This is a genomic window from Microbacterium sp. Ag1, from assembly GCF_001005635.1.
In the GTDB taxonomy this organism is placed as follows: Bacteria; Actinomycetota; Actinomycetes; order Actinomycetales; family Microbacteriaceae; genus Microbacterium; species Microbacterium oxydans.
Map to the genome: position 1 here is coordinate 1 of NZ_LBCR01000006.1, position 2,816 is coordinate 2,816.

Here is a 2,816-nt window from a genome sequence, read left to right on the forward strand (position 1 = left end):
ACCACTCAAACGGACGCGGCCCGGCGACGCCTCGCGGGGAACTCCTGGAATGGTCGTTCCCCAACCCGGCGTCCTGGGACGCCGAAGCAGTGCGCCCGCTGCGCCAAGCCGTATCCGAGAAGATCCAGAGCTCACTTCTCAACCGTTGAGCTGACTGGAGCGGAGCGCCAGAGGTCAGCGAATACGCCTGCCAAAACCCTCTGACGGCTCACGTTTCTGGACCCCATTCAGCGGCTGTACGAGTCATCCCGCCGTACACGATCATTCTCGGCGGGGTCGGTAGCTTCGCCGCCGATCGGTGCTGCGACAGGTTTCATGAGAATCCGCCACCTTCCATGAGAACTGCGACAACATTCGTGAGAAAGTGACGACTTTCGTGAGAAACGACAGGCCTGTCGAAATCTGCTTGATGTCCGATCTCACGAGAGTTGTCGTGAGATCGGATCGCGATCCCGCGAGTTTCCGGGACAGCTGTAGCCGGCACATGGAGCGACTTGCCTCATGACGCTTATCAAAATTCCGACGACGAGAATGATCGACCAAGCTGACTTGCTCGAGAGGCGTTGGAGCCAGTCACCTGTGGCAGGGTGGATCGCCGCAGGGCCGCGGGCATGGGCACCCACTGCACCAGGGGCGCGGTCTAGGAAGACTCTGCTGCGATCGGGATGTCGATATGCCCGCGAGCCACGACGACGTTGCGCTGGATGACGTAGCACTCCACGTAATGATTCCCTCGGAAGGAGGTCACTTCGCGGCGCTCGGTGCCGTGGGTCGGACGGATGATCTCACCGCGTACGTGATCCCGCCGCTCAGCTTCGGCTCCTCGGTTCAGTACCTTCCAACGCACCTCATATGATCCCGGCACGTCGATGTTGTCGATCGCGAACGTAAGTTGTTTCTTTGCGGGCAGTAGCGAGAACAGGTTGAGAAATGAGTTCAGCGAGGTAGGACGGAATCCGTCCTGGGTCACGGTACAGCTGATCTCGACCGAAAAACGGATGTCCACGGGATGGGTGTCCTCGATGAACTCCTCCGTGTCGTTGAACGATCTGGCTGCAAGCGCATTCTCCCCTCCAGCCACTACTGCTGGGACGGACTTTCCGAATACTGCTCTCCACTTCTTGTACTCGTTCTTCTGACCAGCAGCGTCGACCGCCTCGGTGCAAAGCTCAGCGCCGGACGCAGCCTTCTTCTGGAAGCGCTTCTTGACTCGAACGCGCTGACGGCTTCCAAGCGCCAGATAGAAATCGTGGTCCACCTGGTCCGCGAGGTACAGAAGGAAGTCGCGCATCATCTCGCCGTAGGATTCGGACGTGCCAGAGCGATGTTCCGTCGTAGACGTTAGGAAATTGTACGCAAGGGTGTCTACGAGCAGCCCGCCCATCACGACTCCTTGCTTGTTGCGCCATGCTCGAGCGAGCTTGCACAAGCGTCGCAGATTGCCACTAGTAGCTGAGTCTTCCTCGCTGATTGCGGAGATCTCATCGCGAGGCTTCGTCATCTTCCACGAGTCGCTGTAAGTGTCCGGGTAGTCGAAGGACCCGTCCTCGTTTTCGAACACGGGCTGCACCTCGAAAGTGAAGTTCGAGAACTCCACTACGACGACCAGCCTGTCGACCCCGACAGTCGTCGTCGGATACCGCTTCTGGATCGCAGCGCGGGCGCGCCGCAGCGCTTTGAGCGGCCCGCCTTCCTCCTCGTATGAGGCGCGCAGACTGGACGGCAATATGTACAGGAGGTCAAGGTCCGATATACCTTTGATCGCTGTCCAACGACCGTAGGAACCGACCATCAGCTTGTTCGCCGTGGAGCCGGTCAAGCTGCGGAACTCGCTGTTCAGAGCTTTCGTTACTTCGTCCCGCCGGTCGGCGATGCTCTCAGCAGTGTTGACCCTGAGATTGGTGAGGAGACCATCGAAGATGTCACCGGTTTGCGACATCAGTGCTCCCAATCCTCTCGAAGCGCCTCCGGCAGCATCAAATCGATCTCCTGCGTGCTGAGAGTGAGATCTTCCTTGTCCTTCAGGCCGGATTGAGCCATGGCATACGCCTGCGGTGTCGTTCGCGGGGCGTCCTTCAGCACGGCCTGAGCCGCCTTCTGCAGCTCGTCTCGTTTCTGCCGCGCCTGGTCGAGCGGCAGAGACTCGGACTTCAGGTCCACAATCAGCGACAGATACGACTCCCGCAAGTTCCATAGCAAAGCCGCGGTGTCGCGGTGCTGCTGCATCTCCTCGCCGTATCGGAATGTCCGGTCACCCAGGCTTGCCGCCGTGACTAGCACGGCGATGAAGGAGGTAGCTAGCGATGCCCACTGCGGGTCCAGCAGCAGCCCGAAGAGTGACGCTAGGAACGTCCCCGATCCGACCGCCGTGAGAACGAACTTCCAGACTCTTTGCCTCCGCGAGGACATCGCGCAGATGTCAGCTTGCTTCTCATGGGTCTTCTGCGTGTACGCGATGCGCCCATATAGCTCTCTCACCTGGTTGAGAAGCAAGTCACGACCCGCCTCTGACGGTTCTGTCTCTCGTCGATGCATCTTTCCCCCAGCCCACGGCGACAGTCCGCCGCAAGTGCATGCTAGCGGCGGACACCGATACGGCCCGTTTCGAAGGCGAACCAATGGGCGTAGCTCGGCCGGAACGTTGGGGACGAAGTCCCGCGCAGGCTACGACTCTTTCCGTTCACCCCAGAGAGAAACGACTCTGCATGCCCCGGAATTTACATCCGGCTCACAAGCGCGATCCGTCATGAAGCCTGAGCGAATTCACCGATAGAGGCGACGCAGTCGCGCTACTTCGGAAAGTGTCAAGGCGGGTG

2 protein-coding genes are annotated in these 2,816 nt (G+C 59.8%); both read right to left on the reverse strand.

What is annotated here, in order from left to right; translation table 11 throughout:
• Positions 1–640: 640 nt before the first annotated feature.
• Complete coding sequence (locus AAY78_RS00050; protein WP_045264191.1) at positions 641–1,939, reverse strand: nucleotide-binding domain-containing protein; 1,299 nt, start codon at positions 1,937–1,939, stop codon at positions 641–643.
• Positions 1,939–2,493: an SLATT domain-containing protein gene (locus tag AAY78_RS00055; RefSeq protein WP_197073244.1), complete on the reverse strand. Its 555-nt coding sequence runs from the start codon at positions 2,491–2,493 to the stop codon at positions 1,939–1,941. Before AAY78_RS00055 ends, AAY78_RS00050 begins: the two co-directional genes overlap by 1 nt.
• Between the last annotated feature and the right edge of the window lie 323 nt (positions 2,494–2,816).

What these genes read in the sequence shown, in the direction of transcription:
- AAY78_RS00050 (WP_045264191.1), bottom strand. Translation starts at nt 1,939, where the DNA reads ATGTCGCAAACCGGTGACATCTTCGATGGTCTCCTCACCAATCTCAGG.